This is a genomic window from Tateyamaria omphalii (assembly GCF_014651375.1).
Taxonomy (GTDB): Bacteria; Pseudomonadota; Alphaproteobacteria; order Rhodobacterales; family Rhodobacteraceae; genus Tateyamaria; species Tateyamaria omphalii.
Map to the genome: position 1 here is coordinate 249628 of NZ_BMWT01000005.1, position 19471 is coordinate 269098.

A 19471-nucleotide genomic window follows, 5' to 3' on the forward strand; every position below is an offset into this window, starting at 1 on the left:
CGCCGCGTGCGGGTTTTTTTGTGGAGAATTGACATGAACCGCGAAGATTTCTTCGCTGCCCTGCGGAAGCGGGACAGCGGTGTATTCGGCACGTCTCTTTCGCAAGGGCAAGTCGATGGCTGCGAGGCCATTCTGGACGCCTGCTATGAGGCTACAGCGTCTCTTGAGCAGGCCGCATACATCCTTGCAACAGGGTACGGTGAAACAGGCGGGAAAATGCAGGCCGTCCGTGAAAACCTGAACTACAGAGCCAGCGCCATTCGCAAGCACTTCGGCTCGCATCGGCGCCAAGGCTACACCCCAGAACAGCTTGCACGAAACCCTCAGAAGCTCGCCAACACCGTCTATGGTGGTGAGTGGGGGCGCAAAAACCTTGGAAACACACAGCCCAACGATGGCTGGGACTTCCGGGGCTGGGGCATTGGTCAATGGACCGGGCGCAGAAACACGGAAAAGGCGGGTCGGGACGTTGGCTTGGACTTGGTTTCTGATCCCACAAAGCTGGATGACCCTGCGACAAACGCGAGCTTGCTTGTGTCTTGGATGGTCGAGGGCAAGGCGACGGGCAAGCGCTTGGGGCAGTACATCAACGATGGACGCAAGGATTATCTGGCGGCACGGGCCGTCTGGGGGGGCGTGAACGCGTCGAAGTACGCCCAGCACGCTGAGCGGTTTGAAAAGGCATTGCACGCTGCCGGGTATGCCCCAAGCACAGCCCCACAGAAGCCGCCACAGCCCGATATGGAGCAACTGCCGGAGTTTGAGGGTGAAACCTCGCCTTGGCTGGCATTGCTCAAAGCGATCCTCAGTATCATTGGGAGGAAGTCATGAACTACGCCCCACTTGTGCGCATCTCGCTTCGCTATGGAGCTGGCGCACTGTTCAGTGTCTCGGTTGGTGACATGCTGGCCTCTGACCCTGACGTTGTGAATACGGCATCTGCTGCGCTTTCCTTCGTCATCACGGCAGTAACCGAGTGGCTCTATGCCCGAGCTAAACGGGAAGGCGGCGCGACATGAGCAACGATCCAATCCTTGCCGGGCTTCTGGTGTTTGCCTTGATCATTCTGGCAGCCGTCGGTCTTGTCGGTGGCGTCTGGTTTTACCTGTCATGATGGCCCTCATCGCAAAGTTTCTGGGCGGCAACGTGCTGGATCGTGTCTTGGATACGGTCGATCGAAAGGTCGATGCACAGACCGACAAGGATCGCATCAAGGGCGAAGTTGTGCAGCAGTATCTTGCCACGCGGGCTGACTTCATGCGGGCGGGCGGCTTTTGGTTGATGCTGTTGTTCGCAGTACCTCTGGCATTCTGGTTCAGCGCAGTGGTCTTGTATAGCGTCCTTTGGTGCGCCGGGTGCGCCTTCCCTCAGAATTGGACCGTGGCGGCTCTTCCTGCGCCTCTGGATGAATGGGCCGGAACTATCATTGTTTCCATATTTGGCGTGGTCGCGGCTGACCGCATTCTAAGGCGATAAGCGCATGAGCGTGAGCCGTATCATCGTGAAGGAAGTAGCGAAAATGAGCGATCCGACAACTGCTGTCGCCGCAGGTGCTTTGACGAGTCCAATTTGGTTGCCGAGCTTGAACATGGTGAGCGCGTTTTTCGCAACTGTACTGCCCATCCTTGGTGCGATCTGGCTGATCGTTCAGATAGTGCGCGCGATCTACACGTGGCCAAGCAAGAGTTGAGAGCGTGTTTCTGCCGCGTACGGCAGGACCGCAAGCTAGGAAAGCCCAAGTCCAAGCCACCTATTTCCCGAATTCACACCTTCACTACAAAGGAGGCACGCCATGCCGCGCGCTCAACACCTCATTACGCTTGAACACAATGAAATCGCCGAGCTTACCAGAAACGATGTCACCGCGATCACGTTCCACTGCATTGTGGGAGAGGTGCATATCATCCGCTCGAACTCCGAACCGGACGTGAACGACAGTGGCTGGCTGTATCGGCGCGGTGAAGGTGAGCGCAACATTGCCTTGGCTGACCTGTCTTCCGCACCTGGTACACGGGTTTGGGCCATTGGGCGGGCAATCGCATCTGAGGTGCTGGTGGACCATGCGTAGCCCGTTTGAACGGTCGTTTTCGCCGTTTGGGTCTGAGGTCGTCGCTGGCAACATCCCCGTGGTCACCTCAGAAACGTGGGCTCTATCCGGCCACAGCTACGGCGACACTCTGCAGGGCCGAAGGCCGGAGGGAAACGCGCTGCGTGATATGGCTGGCGTGGACGGGATCACACTGAATGAGTTCTTTGTCACGGGGGCGTGGCAGACAGCGCAGTATCGCTATGATCGCAGCCAATCGAACGATGCAGGGGCAATCGGTCCTCCGCATCTGATTGACGAGCTGCGCGACCCAGCAAATGAATTCACCTACCTTGTGAACATGGAAGGCATGGATGACCCCGGTGGCCTAGAGGGGATCACAAACGGTTCTCCGTCTTTTGCAGACACCGGTGCATTGGCGTGGCATACTGAGGCCACGACTGCCGGAGTTGATACACATTTCTACATTCGTTGGGGTGGCTACAGCGCGGAGTACGGTGGGTTTAATCAGTCATGGCGCAACGCAATCAGCAACGAGGAATGGGCGCGCTGGGATGGGATGAAGTCCTATGTGGACGCCAACAAGGCACATGGATCACCCTCGTTTGAATTTGTGTACCTTGATGCGGCTGTTGCGGTCCTGTTCGATCGGATTCAGGATGGAACTTACACCCAATTTTCCATTGGTGATTTCTTTTCTGACACCGTTCACATGGATACGAACCTTGGGCGTTGGCTTGTTTATGTGTTTGTTTGGTCTTCTATTCGCGGAACCGATCCGAATGTGTACCCGCTTCAATTGGGCGCGATGACAGCGCCAATCACGGCAGGCCAGAAAGCGGAACTTTTTAACCTCGTTGTGGATGTGCAAGCTGATCCGAGCCTTGCAATTCTGCCGGCTGGTCCTGCAACAGCACCCGCAGCTTTAACAGTGTCTGACTGGACTTTGGAAACGAGTGCTACCAGTGGGGCTGTTGACCTTACCATAACCACCGCGCCCGACGATGGCGGATCGCCAATCACCGGGTACCAGTACACGACAGCGGGCGCAGACAGCCATTGGGTAGATATTCCAAGCGCAGGCGCGTCCTACAGCGTGGGTGAGACTGCGCAGATTACACATCACTCATGGGATCCAAGCTTTCCCATTGGCACCGGAAACAACGTAGGCATTTTGGTGCGCGCTGTTAACGCAATTGGCAATGGGCCTCTGTCGGATGGCAAGGGCGCTGCAACAGGGATGTAACCCACCACCACTATACCGGCCCCTACAAGGGCGAGGTCAGATTACCGGCAATAGCTGGATACGGGCAAAGCACGACTCCGGTCAGTTTCATACTCCCGATACTTGCCCCTTGAATATCTGGGGCAGTCCCGAGCAAGACCCTCCGAGATCGCGAGAGCGCCTATGTCCTGCCCAGAGGGCAGGTAGCAGGTGCCGACCCAACGGTCATGCGTCTTTGCGCCCGTGAGGCTACAGGAGATCGGCTTGCGCAGGACCAGACGACGCAACCACTTCCGCCCGGCCGCCCCCGCGGGTGTGTCCAATTCGGGCCCGTCGATCCCGTTGAAGCGCACGGGAAGATCTTTGACCTCGATGGTGTCTATGTCGCGAACATGCGTAACGCGACCCTCAATCCAGTTCTGAGCACTGGCCGTCGCTGGAAGAGCAACAGCCAGGAATGGTGCAAGGATGAACCACTGCATCAGCTCGCGACCTGCAGATCGAGACAGCCGGCGACAAGAACAGCCTGCGCATCAAGAATAGTCGACACAACCTTTGCCGGTTTATCCGTCATGTCGGCAAGACCATCGTCTATGGCGGCACTAAGCATCAGAGATGACTTTCGGGCATTTGAACAGGGTTGAGCCTCGTCCCATTCATCCAGTTCAGCAAGCTGCGCAATCCAGAGGGCTGCGAGTTCGCGAGTGAGTGTCAAAGGAAGTACACCAGCGACAAGAGCATACTCGATAACATCGTAGATCGTACTGTACCCCAAGGGAGCGAGTGGTCGCTCAGCACAGTGCAACGATCGGTCCAGGAGGCAATGGTGCCATAGCGTCTGAACTTGCGTCGGCGTGATTTTTAGAAAGTTGGCAATCTCATCTTGCGTGAGAGGAATGTGCATCTTTTTCCGTTCCGATTCTGCGCCCCATCACATGCTGCCCGGAGAAGTCTTTACAATTTGTGTAAAGCTGGTGAAGCCCTAGTCTAACACTATCCCGCAGGTTTCGGTGGTTCACACGGATCAGCGTGGGGATACGGCACGCTGGAACGCCGATGGACGGGCCGTAGGGACGTTTGTGGACGCGCAGGTTTCTATTGGGTTTCCCATCTAAGACAGCGTCGAAATTCCACGCAAAACTCGCGGTCGGTCATTGTCCAGTAGGTCGTGGATGGGCCGCACTATAGATCAGAAATCTCTGGCAATGGATCAAAGTCTTCCAGTTCTTCGCTTTCCCAGCATTCGGCCGTGTCAGGAGTGTAGTTCAACACTTCTACTGAGAATTCTTTTTCAACGCTGGGATAGTTCTCGATGATTGGTTGCAGCCCTATCTCACCGATACTGTTAGACTGAGTCTTTTCCAGCAGATTTTCCAATGCGAGATGTGCCTGTTGACATGATCGGTAGTCAACGAAAATACTTAGGATGCCACCCCACGGAGCACCTGGTACCAAGTGCAGCTTAACATTTGCGCCCTCTGGTCCTTGTGTCCAAACAATGGTCCCCTGTCGAAATGAGGATCTACGGTAGTCTTCTGTTCTTGTTCGAATCCCGGCTGGATCACTAAAGCTGAAATCTTTGGTACTTGTGAGCCAATCTAAAATCGTCGCGTCGGCTGTATACCGCCAACCTGAGAAGACTGCTACGGACCCATGCACCTCCACCCTCGGGTGCATTGAGAGGCTTAGTCGGGCTGAATCGTCCGTGTTTCTCGAAATTCGCGCTTGCGCTACCAGTGTTTTTGGGGAGCCCGGGACCGCTCTTCCCCAGTCAACGTGACTCGGCCTAGAACTGCCAGCCAAACGTCGCACCTCTTCTTTTGATTCCGCGACAATTTCATCAAAGTGTCGGGCTTTGTATGCGTCCAAGCCTAGGATTATTACTAGGACTGCTGTCCAGAGCGCTATTGCGCCGCGGAACCAGTTTGTCGCAGTACTTGCTGTAGCAACAAGATGGCTTTCGCGCGCCTCCGATGAAGCAAACCTATCAAATAGTGCGTCTACCTTTACCGCTAGGTATCTGACATCTGGTTCCGTAAAATCGGAGGTTTCTTTTTCCAATAGGCTCCCCGGATTCTGATCAGGCATCAGATTCCCCCTAATACTATTCTATTTCCCCCTATTGGTATCCTACTGTTGAATATCCAGTCAAATACCAGGTCTGCTCTCTTTCTTGCGCAGTAAGGGTGGCACTCTCCGCTTCGGAGCGTTTGATCTACACAAGTAGTTTCTGTTGCTTCCCTCGATTCTCATATGCACTGTGAATTGACTGCATCCTCTACGAAGGGCAAAGGATGTTTTAGGTCTGTGGTAGAGAAGTGCGATATGAGCGCTGGATACCGCGTCGGGTAACATAGGGACGCAAGTAGATGGCACTTACAACCAGCGAAAAGCTGGACATCTATCGTCGCAACCTTGCGCAGTACGAAGCGGCTGGCGATGACGATAAGGTGCGCGTTGAGCGGCGCTGATAGAGCGGCTTGAGCGTGAAGGGAAGAGTGGTTGATGCTTTGACTGTGGGCAATGCATTTTGCGTCATGAATAGATCAACCGTGCGTATCGGCACTTACTTGGATTGAAACCGTCTTGGCGACCGCAGGATGGGCTTTTGTTGAAGAAGGTAAGTAAAGGGTGATGAGTGCTGTTTTTTGACGATTCCCAGTTTGAAAAGATACGACGGTCCATCGTGCTCATCGGAGCGACGTTCGTTGTTGTGTGGTATTTTGAGGTGCCAATCTCAAACCCATTGCAAGTTCTTGGATCGAAGGAAGACTCCGTTCCGGGCTTGAGCAATCAAGCCTTCATTTGGCTGCTATTGATGTTGCAGAGCTACCTGGTGGTGCGTCTGGCGATGTTGCGAGGTGCTACGTTAATCAGGCTTGAGCAGGCTTGGGCCGTAAATGTCGTAGGGAGTCAGGGTGACGCCTCGGACAATGTTTTGGAAGCGAGAGCAAAATTACTTTCAGCCAGCGCTGACATCAGAAACTTGGAGAAAACGGTGCAGAATGCAAGCCAGATGTTTCGGCACCACTTTTCCAGTTTGGAACAGTATTTGGCACATGCTCACAGCGCAGGCATAGACCTTTCTGACGTGAGAAACGCAGATACCGATGGTACGCTAGGAGAGATTAAGTCGAATTGGGCAAATGCCTTGACAGCTTTGGAAACTGCGGCTGATACCGTTAAAGTAGACGCGGTCGATACACTCACAAAAACTCTGCTAGATACCAAGGCTGATCGCGCAAGGGTTCGCGTCCGTAGGTCATTTTTTCTGTTTGATTTAGGACTTCCTGCTGTCATCTACTGTGCGCAAGTACTGCTTACCTTAGCCGGTGACAGGGCCGATTCCTTGAAAGTGTTTTTACTGTCGCTTTGATGTATTTACGAAAAGGAGCGGTGATAGTGAACGATCTGAGCGATGCCTCACTTTCCCTAAATGAGACTCTGACGCTTGTTTTGTCGTTGATTGCATTGTTTTTTTCAGCCCTTACACTGGGGTGGACGATCCACCGTGATCGTCAAAGACCCAAGTTCAAAGTTTCGGTTGCTGTTAGCAGGTTGGTGCATGAGACTGGATCGCCGTCACATCCCTTCATAAACGTTCAGGCCATCAACTATGGACCGATATCGAACCGTGTTGGTTTAGTTTTCCTTCGAAAAGGTTGGTTGAGGCGACGATTTGGAGACACCAGCACCGCTGTTGCCTTCCTAGCTGAGGACAACAATCATCTGGGCACCACCCCGCACTCTGTCAGAGCCAATCGCATTGAGGTAGGAGACAGTGTGAACTTCGCATTCCCTTTTGATGCAGAGTGCTTCCTGAAGGAAGACTGGAGTCAAATTGGCGTCGCAGACGGTTACGGAGCGGTTCATTGGGCGCCGAGGAAACAGTTACAAGAAGTACGTGATAGATTTCTGGAAGAGTTTGCTGACCAAATCGGTGGCAACAAAAAGGAGCCTTGACGCACCACCCTCTGATCCGCTGTGATCATCTTAATGTGCAATCTATACTCCAATCTCACTTCGCAAGAGGCTATGCGTCAGCTTTTTGACGTGCCGGTGGCTGATGATCATCTTGGTAATGCAGCACCACTGCCATCTATCTATCCAAAAGGTGCAGCGCCCGTGGTTCGCCTTGGCCCGGACGGAGAGCGAGAACTGGTCAAAATGTCTTGGGGGTTCCGCACACCCAAGGTGTCAAAGAAAACCGGCAAGCCAATCAAACCGGCGGCCTGGAACAATGCACGCGACGACAAGCTGCACACTGGCTTGTGGAAGTCGAGCTTTCAGCAGCGGCGTTGCCTCGTACCAGCATCCAGCTTCTGCGAATCCAAGGGCAGGAACCCTGCGACCCACTATTGGTTCGGTATGGCATCGGATGACCTCGACGAGCGGCCACCCTTTGCATTTGCCGGATTCTGGCGGGATGAATACGACGATTTGGCCGTCGATGCGCAGGGTTTGTCGACGTACACGATCATCACGACCACCGCCAACGAGCTGGTCAAACCTGTGCACCCACAGCGCATGCCGGTGATCCTTGCCGCAGAAGAATATGAAGAATGGTTGTTTGGTAGTTCCGAGAATGTGGGGCGGCTGCTCAAGCCGTTTCCATCTGAGCATATGCGTGTCGTGGGGCAGGGCGTTGGGATGAAGGCTGATGATCCAGCCAGAACGCCTGTGTAGGCCATCACCAGTCAGACACGCCTTTGCCGCCGCCGTGTGAGGATGACATGGGGTTTACGTCGCTGGGCAGGCACCAGCCTCTGACGCGGCGCTGACCAGTCCTGATACCGCAGCCGTCGCGTTCGCACAGTATCTCACGCTTATGCATGTCTGAGCCGTCATCACGAACAACGGTCGTTTGGCCGCAGGGGCAGGTGGAGTGGATGCCGATGAAACCTTTGTTCTTGTAATGTTCCATTTCCTGCTGATAGCAGTCAGGAGTCCCCAAAGAAAGCCACTAGCCTGTCAGACGATTCCCCTTCGTTTCTGTTACATGTAACAGAAACGAGCAAATTGAACGGGCTCAAAAAGTCATGAAAATATGGCGGACCATAGAGGATTCGAACCTCTGGCCTCTGCCTTCGGAGGGCAGCGCTCTATCCAGCTGAGCTAATGGTCCACTGGGGCGCGGTATAGCGGTGCCATCCGCGCCCTGCAATTGGAAATCGTAAGGCGCAGGTGTCCAGCGCCTCGGCCCGCCTTACAACGAGATGCGGAACTGCGCGAAGCCGTCAGGGCCGTCACCGGCAGGCTCGATTGCGACGCCGTCGACTTCATCAATGTAGTCCTTGGCTTTGGGGCCCGTTTCGAACAGGACTGAGGTGCCGTCGAGCGGTGCAAAGGACCAGTTGGCGTCAGCGCGGGGGCTGATTGTGCCCTGTTCCACGATGTACCGCACAATCACGTCGCGGTTTGTGTCGGGGGCTTCGAACACGATGGTATCACCCTTGGCGCCAGGGAAGTTGCCACCCCCGCCCGCACGGTAGTTGTTGGTTGCGATGATGAATTGTTGTTCAGGGTCAATAGGTTCACCATTGAACTTCAGGTCAACGATGCGGTTGGCATCTGTATTGATCAACTCACCCTTGGGGTCGAATTTTGAAGGTTGGCTGAGGTCGATCTGGTATGTCACGCCATCCATCACGTCGAAATTGTAGCTTGGGAAGTCCGGGTTCAGAAGCGGCGCGTCAGTGCTGCCGGGTTCCACCTGGTTGAACATGCCGGCGGAACGTTCGAGCCAGTCCTTCACCTCGGCGCCCGTGACCAGGACCGCGCGCGCTGTGTTGGGATAGAGATAAAGATCGGAGACGTTCTTGATCGCGACATCGCCCTTGGGGACGTCGGTAAAGTACTCGGGGCCTCCGCGACCACCCGCCTTGAACGGGGCGGCGGCAGAGAGGATCGGTAGCCCTTCGTATTCGGTGCCCTGCATCATCTGGGCGATGTACCAGCTTTGGGCAATCGACACGATCTGGACGGACGGATCGTCGGCCACAAGTGCGAAGTAGCTGTGCAGCGGTGCGTCGGTCTTACCGACCGCGCGTCGGACATAGGCCAGTGTGGCGTCGTGGTCGGCTTGCACGCTGTCGAGGACCGGTTGGTGGTCTTCCACGAGTGCCGTGACAGAACGGTCTTCGTTCCGTTTGGAGATCGGGCGTGCTTCGGAGCCGTGCCCGGTGATGCGCCAACTTGAACCATCGCGATCCAGCATCAGGTCGATCACGCCCAGGTGCGAACCCCAGAATCCACCCATGGCGGCTGGTTTGCCGTGGATCGTGCCATTGGACACATCGACGGCGGGCAGGTCGGCATAGGTGGAGGAGGGGAAGACCTGGTGGTGGTGGCCCGTCAGGATGGCGTCGATCCCGTCAACGGCGGCGAGGGGGACCGAGGCGTTTTCCATGCCGTCGGAGTGGTCGGCTGCGCCAATGCCTGAGTGGCTGAGCGCGATGATGATGTCTGCCCCTTGCTCTTTCATCAGCGGGACGAGCGTTTTTGCTGTCTCGACGATGTCGCGGGCCTGCACGTTGCCTTCGAGATGGCGGCGGTCCCAGTTCATGATTTGCGGTGGGACAAAGCCGATCAGGCCGACCTTGATCGGGTGCGTTTCACCTGCACCATCCGTCATCGTCTGGTCGAGGATGACGAAGGGTGGCACCAGCGTCGTGTCGGCTGCGGCGTCCGCGCCTTGTTCTTTGGAGACGTTGGCGCAGACCACGGGGAAGTCGGCGCCTGCGAGCGACTTCATCAGGAAGTCGAGCCCGTAGTTGAATTCGTGATTGCCGAGGGTGGCCGCGTCAAAGCCCACTGTGTTCATGGCGGTGATTATGGGGTGGCTGTCGCCTTCCTTCATGCCCCGTTCGTAGGCGATGTAGTCGCCCATCGGGTTGCCCTGCAAGAAGTCGCCATTGTCGATGAGCATCGAGTTCGTGGCTTCGGCCCGGATGCTTTCGATGATGGAGGCTGTGCGCGACAGGCCCACGGTGTCGCGTGGTTTGTCGGCGTAATAGTCATAGGGGAAGACATGCACGTGCAGGTCTGTCGTTTCCATGATGCGCAGGTGTGCCTGATTGGTGCTGGCGCGCAGGGAGAACGGGTGCATGGCGGCGAAGGTGGCCGTGGTGGCCAGGAATGTGCGGCGTGAAATGAGATGTGTCATGTGGTTCCCCCGGAATATGTACTGTGGTTCACGTTAGGCGCGTAATGCCGCCGTGTCACAGTTTCATGTCTGATCTGGCAGAAGATCGCGCATTTTTGCCGGGTTTGAGCTCAGGGATTGACCAGATTCTTGCCGACGCCCCCGTTTGGAACATCGCGAGGTAAAAGGGTCGGCCCCTGAGACGAAAAAAGGCGCCATTGGCGCCTCAAATCAGACTGAGTAGGTGCAGACCTATCCGCCCCAGGACCGGACCACGCCACAATCCATATGCACGAAGTTCGAGCCGGAGTATTTGCCGACGCCGCCACCGCGGCAGGCCTGTGCCGCACGCGCCATCTGGCTGACTGATCGGGTCGACAGGCGCAGGTCAGCAGCCTGACCTTTCATGTGCAGGGAGTTCTTGGCCACACCCCGGCTGCGCGAGCGCAGCATGGCGTTGGTTTTCGGGCTACGATAGCCCGAGAGCAGCATATAAGGTTCATCGACATTGAGCAGGTTGTGCGCGGCTGCCATGATATCAACATTGCGCAAATCCATGGATTTCACGTCATCCGTACGCCAGTCACGCATGAAGTAATTCACTTCCTTGACCGCGTCTTTGATGTAGTGACCTTCGATCCAATAGATCATGTCGATCCGTTCGCCAGTACGGCCGGAATACATTCGAAGACGGCGAATATCGCCCGCGCCCCGAAGAAATCCTGCTGCGTTTGAGAAAGTAGGCGCCGCCGTGATCGTCGTTGCCGCGAATGCGCCAAGTATTGCCCGGCGGGTCATGCCCGTAGAGGTATTCTTTGTCATATCACTGCGCGTCCCGTACGCCTGCCTGTCCGTGATGTTACACGGAGTTTGCCATCTCATCCCCAGATGCAACATTTGTATGGCATAGCTTGATTCGTTTACCAAGTGCTGAATCGGGTCCATGAGGGGTCGCAAGTCATTTGGGCAGATTTTTGCGCAAACCCTGACCATTGTGTCACAAACACCCCAGAGCGATGCAGACGCGCATCATGCAAGTGCTTCTTGCTGCCCTGCCGGCAATGTGAATAGACAGGGCGCGCGCCGCTTTGGGATAACCTTGATCAATTGGCGTACAAGAATAATAGGTGCAACGTGACGGTGATTTTTTCTCGAATTTGGATGATGGCACTGGCCATCATGGCGGCAACGCTTCTGACCACCACGCCGCAGACGGCTTCTGCACAGGTGACGGCCTTCAAACAGGCGGTGGCAGAGGCTGCGGCGCGGGACGCGGACATATCTGCTTTCTATAAGGCGAATGCTTATGAGAGCCTTTGGACTGGACGGACCGGCCGCGAGCGTCAGCGCCGTGTGGCATTGTTCAAGGCCTTGTCCAATGCGGGTCATCACGGTTTGCCGGCAGCGCGCTATGACGCTGCTGGTCTTCAGGCCAAGATGAAGGCCGCCAAGACGCAGCGTGATCGTGGCCTGGTCGAAGTCGAGATGAGCCGTACCTTCCTTCAATATGCGCGTGACCTTCAGACCGGAGTACTGGTCCCGTCGCGTGTGGACCGTGCAATCGTGCGGCAGGTTCCTTACCGGGATCGCACATCGTATCTGGTGAACTTCTCGAAATCTTCGCCCTCGGGGTTCTTCAAGGCGCTCGCGCCGAAGACCATGGAATACAATGCCTTGATGAAAGAGAAGCTGCGTATGGAGCGTCTGCTTGCGAAAGGCGGTTGGGGTCAGAAGGTGCCCGTGAACTCCCTGAAGCCGGGCCAGACGGGCGATTCCGTCGCCATCATGCGCAATCGCCTGATTGCCATGGGCTTTCTGAAACGCACCAACACACAGACCTATGATGCGAGCATCCAATCCGCTGTGCAGCAATTCCAGTTGGCACATGGTCTGGCCGCCGATGGTGTGGCCGGGCAGGGTACGATGACCGAGCTGAACAAATCTGTGCAGCAGCGTCTGCAGTCCATCATCGTCGCGATGGAGCGGGAGCGGTGGGTTAACCAGGAACGTGGCAAGCGTCACATCCTGGTCAACATCCCCGACTTCACGGCCAAGATCATCGACGGCGGCAAGGTGACGTTCGAAACCCGGTCGGTTGTGGGAGCCAACAGGGATGATCGTCCCACGCCCGAGTTCTCGGACGTGATGGAGTTCATGGTCATCAATCCCAGCTGGTATGTGCCGCGTTCGATCGTGACCAAGGAATATCTGCCAGCGCTCAAGCGCAACCGCAACGCCGTGCGCCATATCGAGATCACCGACAGCCGTGGCCGCAAGGTCAATCGCGGTGCGGTCAACTTCTCTCAGTACACAGCCAAGACGTTTCCATTTGCCATGCGCCAGCCGCCCAGCAAGGGCAACGCGCTAGGTCTTGTGAAATTCATGTTCCCGAATGTGCACAACATCTATCTGCATGACACGCCAGCTAAGAACCTGTTTGGTCGTGAAGTGCGTGCCTACAGCCATGGCTGTGTGCGTCTGGCTGATCCTTTTGACTTTGCCTACGCGTTGCTGGCCAAGCAGGAAGCGCAACCGGAAAAGTACTTCCAATCGGTTCTGGCGACAGGACGAGAGACGCGCGTTGACCTCAAGGCGCCGGTGCCTGTGCATCTGATTTACCGCACCGCCTTCACCACTGCGAAAGGGCACACTCAGTACCGTCGCGACATTTATGGTCGTGATGCCAAAATCTGGAATGCGCTTGCGAATGCGGGGGTGGCCCTGCGCGCGGTTCAGGGGTAAATCCTGCCCCTGAGGCTGCAGCCAAAGGGGACCGCCATGCGTTACACCATTGCCGAGATCGCCAATGCACTTGAGGCAGAGGCGGTCGGTGACTCCGACATGGTTGTGACGGGGCTTTCCGAACCCGGTCAGGCGGGGCCAGAGGATCTGGCCCTTGCCAGCAATCCCAAATATGCAAAAACGCTCGCATCCGGATCAGCTCAGGCCGCGTTGTTGTGGGCGGATGCCGATTGGGAAGCCTTGGGCCTCAAGGCGGCGGTTCTGCCGCAACGCCCTCGCTTTGCAATGTCGCGCCTGACAACAATGGCTGATCCGGGGCAGGGGTTTGGGTCCGGCATTCATCCAAATGCCGTTGTTGATCCCACTGCGCGCCTTGGGGCAGATGTCACGGTTGGTGCCGGTGCGGTCATTGGGCCTGAAGCTGCCATTGGCGACGGATCGGTCATTGGTCCTTTGTCATATGTGGGGTGGCGTGCCTCGCTCGGCCCCAATGCGTACCTGCGTGAACATGTCAGCATCGGTGCTTACGTGCATGTCGGTGCCAATTTCGTAGCAAACCCAGGGGCACGGATAGGGGGCGACGGTTTCTCATTTGTGACTCCGGAAAAGAGCGGCGTGGAGGCGGTCAGGGAGTCCTTGGGCGATCAGGGCGAGGCAACCGGCCAGCCCTGGGCCCGGATCGCGAGCCTCGGCGCTGTTGCGATAGGGGATGATGTCGAGGTGGGCAGCAACTCCGTGATCGACAATGGCACCATTCGACCCACCACGATTGGGAACCGAACCAAAATCGATAACCTTGTCCACATCGGACACAATTGTGTCGTCGGGGAGGACAACCTGTTGTGCGGCTGTGTTGGCCTTGCCGGGTCGGTGACGGTTGGCAATTTTGTTGTAATGGCGGGTCAGGTCGGCATATCCGATAACCTGACCATCGGAAACAATGTGGTTCTGGCGGCAGCTTCCAAGGTGCTCAGCTCTGTTCGTGATGGAAAAGTCATGCTGGGCTATCCCGCCACCGAGATGAAAACCAATCTGGACATGTTCAAGAATACCCGGCGCTTGCCGCGCATTCTCCGCGACGTCGCGGAGTTGAAGAAAGCGGTTTTCAAGTCCGGCACCAATGACTAAATCATCGCCAAGTCAGGCAAGGGGGCAGGCGTCATGAGCATCAAAGACAAAGTCATTGGGATCGTCGCAGAGCAAGCCATGCTGGAACGAAGCGACGTGGCGCTGGAGAACACGCTCGAAGATCTTGGGATCGACAGCCTCGGTCTTGTCGAAAGCATTTTTGCAATCGAGGAAGAGTTCGATATTCAAATTCCGTTCAATGCGAATGAACCTCAGTCGAGCGATTTTGACATATCGAATGTGCAGGCAATTATCACCGGCATTGAGCGACTGATTGCAGAACAGAAAAACTGATGTACCGTGTTGTAATTACTGGCGCGGGCACGGTGAATGCCCTGGGCCACGATGTCTCCGAAACGCTTGCGGCCATGCGCGAGGGAAAGTGCGGTATTGGCGACCTGGATTTTCAGGATGTGGATCGGCTTGCCATTAAGATCGGTGGCCAAGTTCGCGGGTTCGAGGCCGAAGGACGCTACAACCGCCAGCAGATGAGCCTTTATGACAGGTTCACGCAGTTCACCCTTGCCGCTGCCAAAGAGGCGATTGAACAAGCCGGATTGACATTCTCGGGCGATCTTGCCGCCAGATCGGGTGTTATACTTGGAACAGCCGCTGGTGGCGTCAGCACCTGGGATCAGAACTACCGCCTCGTATACGAAGAGGGGAAGAACCGCGTTCATCCCTTTGTCGTACCGAAATTGATGAACAACGCGGCGGCGAGCCACGTGTCGATGGAATGGAACCTCAAGGGGCCGTCCTTTACGGTTGCGACGGCATGCGCATCTTCGAACCATGCCATGGCACAGGCCTTTCAGATGGTGCGCACAGGCATGGCACCGGTCATGGTCACGGGCGGGTCTGAAAGCATGTTGTGCTTTGGTGGTGTCAAAGCCTGGGAAGGTTTGCGCGTCATGTCCAAGGACGCCTGTCGCCCATTCTCTGCCAATCGCAATGGCATGGTGCAGGGCGAAGGCGCGGGCGTTTTCGTCTTTGAGGAATATGAGCATGCGCGCGCCCGCGGGGCCGACATTCTGTGCGAGGTTGCGGGTTTTGCCATGTCGTCAGATGCGGCTGACATCGTGATGCCGTCCAAGAATGGTGCAGCGCGCGCCATGTCCGGAGCGCTGGCGGATGCCGGCGTCAACGCGGACGAGGTTGGTTACATCAATGCTCACGGGACCGGTACGGCGGCCAATGACAAAACAGAATGTGCCGCTGTGGCGGATGTGTTTGGGCCACACGCGGATCAATTGATGATTTCGTCGACCAAATCCATGCACGGTCATCTGATCGGTGGCACCGGCGCAGTGGAGTTGCTGGCGTGTATTATGGCTTTGCGCGAAGGCGTGATTGCCCCGACTATTGGCTATGAAGAACCCGACCCGGAATGTGCGCTTGATGTTGTTCCGAACGAGGCGCGGGACGCCAAGGTCGATGTGGTTCTGTCCAACGCTTTTGCATTTGGCGGTATGAACGCTGTTTTGGCGCTGCGCAAAGTATAAAGGCCACCGCAATCGGTGGCCTTTTCTTTGTGTTTGCTACCCGTCTTCAGAATTGAGCGATAGATGTTTTGTCGAATGAGGCGGTGAACCCTTTAAGCGACATGTTCAGCTCGACTTTCTGATCAGGGGCCAGTGCCGGTACAATCGTCAGTCTTGCATTTGCACCACGCCGGAACTGTGCCACTTCCTCGGCAACCAGGCCGACGCGGGAATAGCATCCAATCGGGTTGCAAAAGGCGTATGGGTAACGGCGTGCCTGACCACCATCCACTTCCATGGTCAGCTGTTGGGGCAACGAGGTTTCGAGTGGTACGATAATCGTCGCACCGGCGACAGCGCGACCACCCTCAGGCAAGCGGAAGATCGAAACTTCTGCAACCGGTGTGCCTTCGTCGTCGGTCAGCAATTGGTACATCTGGCAGGGTTCTTCGCCTTCTTCTGCCTTGATGCAGCGCAAATCCCAATCGCCGTTCGTTTCCTTGGTATAGGTCTGACCAACCTGCGGCAGCGATGCGTCTTCGCCCAGGCTCAGTTGATCTTCGATCGCGTTGCCAACAGATGGCGCATCGTTTGAGTTTTCAGGTGCCGCGTCTTCGGTGGCCGTATCTTCGGTTGTCGTATCCGTGGTTTGGGCCGTCGCGCCAAGCGGCAGCAAAAGGGCCACGGAGAGGGCAATCAGTGAAGTGCGCATGTCAATTCCGCTCTTGTTGCATTTGCCTGACTGCTAGCACGGACCAAAGCCGGTGTCAGGGGCAAAGGGCAAAGAATTCGAGACCGGCGGCAAACAGCAAAAAAGGGGACCCCAAAGCCCCCTTTTCCAATCTCTTCTCTCCCCGTCGGACTGGCCGACTTATGGCGGGGAAGTTACGAGAGCGCAGGGCAGCGGTCAACAGTGAATATCGGAAAATGAAAAGTCCGTGAAATCAATGTTTAACCGAAGGTGGTATTTCCCAAAAAAAGGCCGCGCACGAAGCGCGGCCCAGTCTGACAGGGAGGAAGTGTTCCGCACCAGGAGGACGTCTTGGCGGGAACAAAAACACTATGGCACCCAAGTGTTAACTTTGTATGGTCGGCGCGGCAGGCCCAATGGACAAAAGGTTAACAGCAATGAGTGACAGTCTTTTTATCGGTGGCGGCGGCGTGGACTATGCTGAGAAGCAGGGCCTGACGCTGAAATACGCCAATCGCCATGGGCTCATCGCGGGGGCGACGGGGACGGGCAAGACGGTCACGCTCCAGATTTTGGCCGAGGGGTTCTCGAACGCCGGAGTGCCGGTGTTTCTGTCGGACGTCAAAGGTGATTTATCGGGGCTCGCCAAATCAGGGACAGCCGAGCACAAGCTGCACGGTCCCTTCACGGAGCGAGCGGAGAAGATCGGTTTCACCGACTACACCTATCATGCCTGCCCGGTGACCTTCTGGGACATGTTCGGCCAACAAGGTCACCCAGTGCGCACGACGGTGTCCGAGATGGGGCCGCTGTTGCTGGCCCAGTTGCTTGAGTTGACCGAGGCGCAAGAGGGCATCCTGAACATTGCCTTCCGTCTTGCAGACGAAGAAGGCATGCCGCTTCTGGATCTCAAGGACCTGCAGGCCCTTCTGGTTTGGGTCGGCGAGAACGCCAAGGACCTTAGCCTGCGCTATGGCAACGTGTCTTCGCAATCCATTGGCGCCATCCAGCGGCGCCTGCTGGTGTTGGAGAACCAGGGCGCGAGCCAGTTGTTCGGTGAGCCAGCGTTGGAATTGTCCGACCTTATGCGCACGGATGCCTCCGGCAAGGGGATGGTGAACATTCTTGCGGCGGATCAGTTGATGGGCGCGCCGAAACTCTATGCCACTTTCCTGCTATGGTTGCTGTCCGAGCTGTTTGAGGAACTGCCCGAAGTGGGTGATCCAGACAAACCCAAGCTCGTGTTCTTCTTCGATGAAGCGCACCTGCTGTTCGAGGACGCGCCCAAAGCGCTGGTCGACAAGGTGGAGCAGGTGGCGCGACTGATCCGCTCCAAAGGGGTTGGTGTGTACTTCATCACTCAGAACCCGGCGGACGTGCCTGAGGATATTCTGGGGCAGTTGGGCAATCGGTTCCAGCACGCACTGCGCGCCTTTACTGCCAAGGATCGCAAGGAACTGCGGATGGCGGCAGAAACCTACCGCGAAAACCCACGGTTTGAGACCGAGGAGGCCATTCGCGAGGTCGGGGTGGGTGAGGCCGTGACCTCAATGCTGCAAAAGAAGGGGGTTCCGGGGATTGTCGAACGCACGTTGATCCGGCCGCCTTCATCTCAACTTGGACCATTCACCAAGACCGAGCGTGCAGCTCATCTGGCGGCCAGCGATATGGCAGGCAAGTATGATGAGCCGATGGACCGCAAGTCGGCCTTTGAAATTCTGAAGGCACGTGCAGATACCGCAGCCAAGGAAGCTGCCGAGGCAGAGGAAAAGGCTGAAGAGCTGGAGCCTGTCCTGCGTGAGTTCAATGCGGGCCGCCGGTACTCAGGTGCGCGGGTGACACGTTCAACCTCAAAGTCCACGCGTCGGGGGGCCAGTTTCGGCGAAGCGATGACCAAGATGGTTGTGAAGGAACTAACCGGCACCACGGGGCGGCGTATGGTCCGCGGCATTTTGGGCGGCCTCTTCAAAGGGCGGTGAGATTGCACCATATCGGGCAGGAAGGCGTTGCGCCTTCGCCAAGATAGGGACTGGATCGCTATGCCTGATGCGCATCGACTTAGACATGTTGTGTTTTTCCGGGCGAAGGAACGTGCGGATGTGGACCGTGTGTTTGATGGCCTGTCCATTCTGGAAGCCAACCCGCATGCTGATGTGATCTCGGTTCGCAAGAACACGCACAACGATGCTCTTTCGGACGAGGTTGATGTGGTTGTGTATGCCGAGTTCAAGGACACCGACGCATTGGAGGCGTACAAGGCGCACCCGCTGTATCAGAAGTCCATAGATATTGTGCGGCCTCTGCGCGATCTGCGCGTCGCAGCGGATATTACGTTCTGATAGGCGCGGGTGCGCGGCGCATCCACCATTCAAGCGCAAACAGGTAAGGGACGTAGAAGGCAAAGACCTGTATCTGGTCAAACAGGCCGGAGAAGTCCGGTTCGGCAGCAAGACCGCAGGTGTGCTCTCCGATCGTGCAAGTGATCCCGTACCACAGGCCGTAATGCAGGCGGTAAAGCCAAGACCCTAGACCGAGGACGATCAGGCGCAGGCCCCAACGCCTGTGGCGCGCGTAGTCACGTGCCATGGCCAAGCGGGGCGTTTGGATGGCTGCCGTGATCATCAGCACACCGTAAATGCCGAAGCCCACCGACATCAACTGCCCACCAACTGTGCCGCTCAGAGCGATGTAGACCAGACCGCCGACACCCGTCAGCAACGCCATCACGGCCAGAACGCGGCCCGATATGCGGTGAACACGCGGCCATCGTTGTCGGATCGGACCAGCCAGTTGGATGACAGACAGCAAGGTCACAAGCGCACCCGACACCATATGGGCGAACAAGGCCAAAAGACTGGCCTGCGGCCCAGTGAGCCGCTCGATGGCAGAGGGGTCGCCGGACAGGCCAAGTGCGCCGCGCGATACGGAATGCCAGACAAAACCCTGGATCAGCACGAAAAGCAGCGATAGCCCGGCAATCGTCCATCCGGTCCGGCGTGCTGTGCGCTGCATG

22 protein-coding genes and 1 tRNA gene are annotated in these 19471 nt (G+C 56.6%); 15 read left to right on the top strand and 8 right to left on the bottom strand.

Going from position 1 to position 19471, the window contains the following annotated elements; translation table 11 throughout:
• Positions 1 to 33 precede the first annotated feature (33 nt).
• The 6 genes from IE087_RS17710 to IE087_RS17735 all read left to right on the top strand — a co-directional run bounded on the left by IE087_RS17710 (position 34) and on the right by IE087_RS17735 (position 3293).
• Positions 34 to 831: a hypothetical protein gene (locus IE087_RS17710; protein ID WP_189370703.1), complete on the top strand. Its 798-nt coding sequence runs from the start codon at positions 34 to 36 to the stop codon at positions 829 to 831.
• The gene (locus tag IE087_RS17715; RefSeq protein ID WP_189370704.1) at positions 828 to 1019 is read left to right on the top strand and encodes a hypothetical protein; all 192 of its coding nucleotides are present in this window, start codon (positions 828 to 830) and stop codon (positions 1017 to 1019) included. The genes IE087_RS17710 and IE087_RS17715 overlap by 4 nt, the downstream gene beginning before the upstream one ends.
• A gap of 91 nt (positions 1020 to 1110) precedes the next feature.
• Positions 1111 to 1476: a hypothetical protein gene (locus IE087_RS17720; protein WP_189370705.1), complete on the top strand. Its 366-nt coding sequence runs from the start codon at positions 1111 to 1113 to the stop codon at positions 1474 to 1476.
• Between the two features lie 4 nt (positions 1477 to 1480).
• Positions 1481 to 1690, top strand: coding sequence for a hypothetical protein (locus IE087_RS17725; RefSeq protein WP_189370706.1), 210 nt, complete (start codon positions 1481 to 1483; stop codon positions 1688 to 1690).
• A 102-nt stretch (positions 1691 to 1792) separates the two neighbouring features.
• A complete protein-coding gene (locus IE087_RS17730; protein WP_189370707.1) occupies positions 1793 to 2068 on the top strand; it encodes a hypothetical protein in 276 nt (91 codons plus the stop codon).
• Positions 2061 to 3293: a hypothetical protein gene (locus IE087_RS17735; protein ID WP_189370708.1), complete on the top strand. Its 1233-nt coding sequence runs from the start codon at positions 2061 to 2063 to the stop codon at positions 3291 to 3293. Before IE087_RS17730 ends, IE087_RS17735 begins: the two co-directional genes overlap by 8 nt.
• A 41-nt stretch (positions 3294 to 3334) precedes the next feature.
• On the opposite strand, the gene IE087_RS17740 is transcribed toward IE087_RS17735, so the two are convergent.
• From IE087_RS17740 to IE087_RS17750, 3 genes are all read right to left on the bottom strand, one after another.
• Complete coding sequence (locus IE087_RS17740; protein WP_189370709.1) at positions 3335 to 3754, bottom strand: thermonuclease family protein; 420 nt, start codon at positions 3752 to 3754, stop codon at positions 3335 to 3337.
• Entirely contained in the window at positions 3754 to 4176 is a 423-nt protein-coding gene (locus IE087_RS23600) for a hypothetical protein (protein WP_229801443.1), read from the bottom strand. The genes IE087_RS17740 and IE087_RS23600 overlap by 1 nt, the downstream gene beginning before the upstream one ends.
• A 278-nt stretch (positions 4177 to 4454) precedes the next feature.
• Positions 4455 to 4649, bottom strand: a complete 195-nt coding sequence (locus IE087_RS17750) for a hypothetical protein (protein ID WP_189370711.1) — start codon at positions 4647 to 4649, stop codon at positions 4455 to 4457.
• Between the two features lie 1261 nt (positions 4650 to 5910).
• On the opposite strand from IE087_RS17750, the gene IE087_RS17755 reads away from it, so the two are divergent.
• The 3 genes from IE087_RS17755 to IE087_RS17765 are packed head-to-tail and all read left to right on the top strand — an operon-like array spanning position 5911 to position 7958.
• Positions 5911 to 6648: a hypothetical protein gene (locus IE087_RS17755; RefSeq protein ID WP_189370712.1), complete on the top strand. Its 738-nt coding sequence runs from the start codon at positions 5911 to 5913 to the stop codon at positions 6646 to 6648.
• Between the two features lie 26 nt (positions 6649 to 6674).
• Entirely contained in the window at positions 6675 to 7235 is a 561-nt protein-coding gene (locus IE087_RS17760) for a hypothetical protein (RefSeq protein WP_189370713.1), read from the top strand.
• 33 nt (positions 7236 to 7268) lie between these two features.
• Positions 7269 to 7958: an SOS response-associated peptidase gene (locus IE087_RS17765; RefSeq protein WP_189370714.1), complete on the top strand. Its 690-nt coding sequence runs from the start codon at positions 7269 to 7271 to the stop codon at positions 7956 to 7958.
• Positions 7959 to 8320: 362 nt separating this feature from the next.
• Here IE087_RS17765 and IE087_RS17770 read toward each other — a convergent pair.
• From IE087_RS17770 to mepK, 3 genes are all read right to left on the bottom strand, one after another.
• Positions 8321 to 8397, bottom strand: a tRNA-Arg gene (locus IE087_RS17770).
• Between the two features lie 81 nt (positions 8398 to 8478).
• Positions 8479 to 10437, bottom strand: coding sequence for a bifunctional 2',3'-cyclic-nucleotide 2'-phosphodiesterase/3'-nucleotidase (locus IE087_RS17775; protein ID WP_189370715.1), 1959 nt, complete (start codon positions 10435 to 10437; stop codon positions 8479 to 8481).
• Between the two features lie 231 nt (positions 10438 to 10668).
• On the bottom strand, positions 10669 to 11238 hold the full coding sequence (gene mepK / locus IE087_RS17780) for a peptidoglycan L,D-endopeptidase MepK (protein WP_229801444.1): 570 nt from the start codon (positions 11236 to 11238) through the stop codon (positions 10669 to 10671).
• 339 nt (positions 11239 to 11577) lie between these two features.
• On the opposite strand from mepK, the gene IE087_RS17785 reads away from it, so the two are divergent.
• From IE087_RS17785 to IE087_RS17800, 4 genes are read left to right on the top strand one after another with little or no spacing between them, the layout of a single operon-like run.
• Positions 11578 to 13158: a L,D-transpeptidase family protein gene (locus IE087_RS17785; RefSeq protein ID WP_189370844.1), complete on the top strand. Its 1581-nt coding sequence runs from the start codon at positions 11578 to 11580 to the stop codon at positions 13156 to 13158.
• 36 nt (positions 13159 to 13194) lie between these two features.
• Positions 13195 to 14286 carry a UDP-3-O-(3-hydroxymyristoyl)glucosamine N-acyltransferase gene (gene lpxD / locus IE087_RS17790; RefSeq protein ID WP_189370716.1) on the top strand — a complete coding sequence of 364 codons (1092 nt, stop codon included), beginning with the start codon at positions 13195 to 13197 and terminating at the stop codon, positions 14284 to 14286.
• A gap of 33 nt (positions 14287 to 14319) precedes the next feature.
• Positions 14320 to 14580, top strand: coding sequence for a phosphopantetheine-binding protein (locus IE087_RS17795; RefSeq protein ID WP_189370717.1), 261 nt, complete (start codon positions 14320 to 14322; stop codon positions 14578 to 14580).
• Entirely contained in the window at positions 14580 to 15788 is a 1209-nt protein-coding gene (locus tag IE087_RS17800) for a beta-ketoacyl-[acyl-carrier-protein] synthase family protein (RefSeq protein WP_189370718.1), read from the top strand. Before IE087_RS17795 ends, IE087_RS17800 begins: the two co-directional genes overlap by 1 nt.
• Before the next feature lie 46 nt (positions 15789 to 15834).
• Here IE087_RS17800 and IE087_RS17805 read toward each other — a convergent pair whose 3' ends face one another.
• Entirely contained in the window at positions 15835 to 16479 is a 645-nt protein-coding gene (locus IE087_RS17805) for an invasion associated locus B family protein (RefSeq protein WP_189370719.1), read from the bottom strand.
• A gap of 416 nt (positions 16480 to 16895) precedes the next feature.
• Here IE087_RS17805 and IE087_RS17810 point away from each other — a divergent pair, with 416 nt between their 5' ends.
• The gene (locus IE087_RS17810; RefSeq protein WP_189370720.1) at positions 16896 to 18437 is read left to right on the top strand and encodes a helicase HerA-like domain-containing protein; all 1542 of its coding nucleotides are present in this window, start codon (positions 16896 to 16898) and stop codon (positions 18435 to 18437) included.
• A 60-nt stretch (positions 18438 to 18497) separates the two neighbouring features.
• A complete protein-coding gene (locus IE087_RS17815) occupies positions 18498 to 18797 on the top strand; it encodes a Dabb family protein (RefSeq protein ID WP_189370721.1) in 300 nt (99 codons plus the stop codon).
• Here the strand turns inward: IE087_RS17815 and IE087_RS17820 are convergent.
• On the bottom strand, positions 18787 to 19470 hold the full coding sequence (locus IE087_RS17820) for a DUF2306 domain-containing protein (RefSeq protein WP_189370722.1): 684 nt from the start codon (positions 19468 to 19470) through the stop codon (positions 18787 to 18789). The two genes, IE087_RS17815 and IE087_RS17820, sit on opposite strands and share 11 nt — an antisense overlap.
• Position 19471: the final 1 nt, after the last annotated feature.

Bases quoted from the DNA above. Each gene is read 5' to 3' on its own strand.
- mepK (WP_229801444.1), bottom strand. From the start codon at position 11,238: ATGACAAAGAATACCTCTACGGGCATGACCCGCCGGGCAATACTTGGC.
- IE087_RS17740 (WP_189370709.1), bottom strand. From the start codon at position 3,754: ATGCAGTGGTTCATCCTTGCACCATTCCTGGCTGTTGCTCTTCCAGCG.
- IE087_RS17730 (WP_189370707.1), top strand. From the start codon at position 1,793: ATGCCGCGCGCTCAACACCTCATTACGCTTGAACACAATGAAATCGCC.
- IE087_RS17720 (WP_189370705.1), top strand. From the start codon at position 1,111: ATGATGGCCCTCATCGCAAAGTTTCTGGGCGGCAACGTGCTGGATCGT.
- IE087_RS17775 (WP_189370715.1), bottom strand. From the start codon at position 10,437: ATGACACATCTCATTTCACGCCGCACATTCCTGGCCACCACGGCCACC.
- IE087_RS17810 (WP_189370720.1), top strand. From the start codon at position 16,896: ATGAGTGACAGTCTTTTTATCGGTGGCGGCGGCGTGGACTATGCTGAG.
- IE087_RS17820 (WP_189370722.1), bottom strand. From the start codon at position 19,470: ATGCAGCGCACAGCACGCCGGACCGGATGGACGATTGCCGGGCTATCG.
- IE087_RS23600 (WP_229801443.1), bottom strand. From the start codon at position 4,176: ATGCACATTCCTCTCACGCAAGATGAGATTGCCAACTTTCTAAAAATC.
- IE087_RS17815 (WP_189370721.1), top strand. From the start codon at position 18,498: ATGCCTGATGCGCATCGACTTAGACATGTTGTGTTTTTCCGGGCGAAG.
- IE087_RS17785 (WP_189370844.1), top strand. From the start codon at position 11,578: ATGATGGCACTGGCCATCATGGCGGCAACGCTTCTGACCACCACGCCG.
- IE087_RS17795 (WP_189370717.1), top strand. From the start codon at position 14,320: ATGAGCATCAAAGACAAAGTCATTGGGATCGTCGCAGAGCAAGCCATG.
- IE087_RS17800 (WP_189370718.1), top strand. From the start codon at position 14,580: ATGTACCGTGTTGTAATTACTGGCGCGGGCACGGTGAATGCCCTGGGC.
- IE087_RS17710 (WP_189370703.1), top strand. From the start codon at position 34: ATGAACCGCGAAGATTTCTTCGCTGCCCTGCGGAAGCGGGACAGCGGT.
- IE087_RS17735 (WP_189370708.1), top strand. From the start codon at position 2,061: ATGCGTAGCCCGTTTGAACGGTCGTTTTCGCCGTTTGGGTCTGAGGTC.
- IE087_RS17725 (WP_189370706.1), top strand. From the start codon at position 1,481: ATGAGCGTGAGCCGTATCATCGTGAAGGAAGTAGCGAAAATGAGCGAT.
- IE087_RS17715 (WP_189370704.1), top strand. From the start codon at position 828: ATGAACTACGCCCCACTTGTGCGCATCTCGCTTCGCTATGGAGCTGGC.
- IE087_RS17805 (WP_189370719.1), bottom strand. From the start codon at position 16,479: ATGCGCACTTCACTGATTGCCCTCTCCGTGGCCCTTTTGCTGCCGCTT.
- IE087_RS17765 (WP_189370714.1), top strand. From the start codon at position 7,269: ATGTGCAATCTATACTCCAATCTCACTTCGCAAGAGGCTATGCGTCAG.
- lpxD (WP_189370716.1), top strand. From the start codon at position 13,195: ATGCGTTACACCATTGCCGAGATCGCCAATGCACTTGAGGCAGAGGCG.